Genomic DNA, 1,405 nt, shown 5'->3' on the forward strand with positions numbered 1-1,405 from the left:
CCGTGAGGCGGCCGGGCGCTCGGGCGTCTGGACGCCGGACGGCAGGGTCTTCGCCCGCGCGGGCACCGACCCGGGCGGGTCGGTCAGCGTCAGCATCGGCTGACCAATGTGTTTGCGCACCGGCGATGACCTTGTAATGCTTCGGGAATGACCGCCTTCCCGGGTACCTTCGCCGATGATGTCGTCGGCCAGTCAGCGCAGACGCAGTTCGAGGCGTTCATCGACGAGCACCGCAGGGCGCTCAACGGCTGTCTGGACGGGTTGACCGAGGAGCAGGCGCGCCGCTCGTTGGTGGCGTCCCGGACCACGTTGCTGGGCCTGGTCAAGCACGCCGCGTTCGTGGAGAAGGTCTGGTTCGACGAGGCCGTCACGTGTCGACCCCGCTCGGAGATCGGCATCCCCGCCACGCCGGACGAGTCGTTCATCCTCGATGACGGCGACACGATCGCCAGCATCCAGCGCGCGCACCGGGAAGCCTGCGAAGCCTCCCGCCGGGCCACGTCCGGCCTGGGCCTCGACGACGTGCTTCGCGGCAACCGCCGTGGCCCGTTGCCGCTGCGCTGGGTGTACCTGCACGTGCTGCGGGAGCTGGCGCAGCACTGCGGGCACGCGGAGATCCTGCGTGAGCAGATCGTGAACGCCGAATAGCCTCGACGCATGCCCGAGTTGGTCGCACCGACCGTCCGCCTGCACGCCCCCTGGTTGGCGGCCCACGACGAGTGGGGTCCTGGCCCGCACGAGGACGGGTTCGGGCTGCGGTCGACAGATGAGGTGCGCTCGCCGGAGGGTTTCGCGGCCTGGGTGACCCGGCTGGCCGACCAGTCCGACCCGGGGAAACGGCCGGACGCCGGCCCGGTGTGCACGTACCGGTGGATCGTCGAGGACGACCGGGTGCTCGGCGGGATCGCGCTTCGCCACCGGCCCGACGACCGCCTGTTGCGGGTCGCGGGCCACATCGGTTACGGCATCCGGCCGTCCGCGCGTCGGCGTGGGCTGGCGACGTGGGCACTGGGCCGGATGCTCGGTACGGCCCGGGCCCTCGGGCTGGGTCGGGTGCTGCTGGTCTGCGCGGCGGACAACGTCGCGTCGGCGGCGACGATCGAGCACCACGGCGGCGTCCCCGAGGAGATCCGGGACACCGAACCCGGTTCCGCACGGCGGTACTGGATCACGCTCTAGCCCACCGGCCGTTGTCGCCGAAACGACGCAGCGTCCAGCGGGCCGGTGGCCACCCGCCGGGGTCGTGGTCGGTGGTCCACTCGGTGATCGAGGCCGGGGGCACGTCCAGGTCGAACGCCCGGAAGACCGGCTGCGCGCCGAGCGCGTGGAACGCGCCCTCGACGGTCTCGCTGTGGCCGACCAGAACCACTGTGGAGCCCCGGTGCCGGTGGGCGATCTCCATGAT

At 71.8% G+C, this 1,405-nt stretch carries 2 protein-coding genes and 1 pseudogene; 2 read left to right on the top strand and 1 reads right to left on the bottom strand.

Annotation, left to right across the window (positions count from 1 at the left end; translation table 11 throughout):
- Positions 1-147: 147 nt before the first annotated feature.
- Both KBX53_RS32875 and KBX53_RS32880 read left to right on the top strand, forming a co-directional pair.
- Positions 148-648 carry a DinB family protein gene (locus KBX53_RS32875; protein ID WP_030336417.1) on the top strand — a complete coding sequence of 167 codons (501 nt, stop codon included), beginning with the start codon at positions 148-150 and terminating at the stop codon, positions 646-648.
- A gap of 9 nt (positions 649-657) precedes the next feature.
- The gene (locus KBX53_RS32880; protein ID WP_030336415.1) at positions 658-1,179 is read left to right on the top strand and encodes a GNAT family N-acetyltransferase; all 522 of its coding nucleotides are present in this window, start codon (positions 658-660) and stop codon (positions 1,177-1,179) included.
- On the opposite strand, the pseudogene KBX53_RS32885 reads toward KBX53_RS32880, so the two are convergent.
- A pseudogene (locus KBX53_RS32885) lies at positions 1,169-1,405 on the bottom strand (histidine phosphatase family protein); the annotation flags it as partial. The gene KBX53_RS32880 and the pseudogene KBX53_RS32885 overlap by 11 nt on opposite strands.

The organism is Micromonospora sp. M51, from assembly GCF_018070305.1.
Classification (GTDB): domain Bacteria; phylum Actinomycetota; class Actinomycetes; order Mycobacteriales; family Micromonosporaceae; genus Micromonospora; species Micromonospora parva.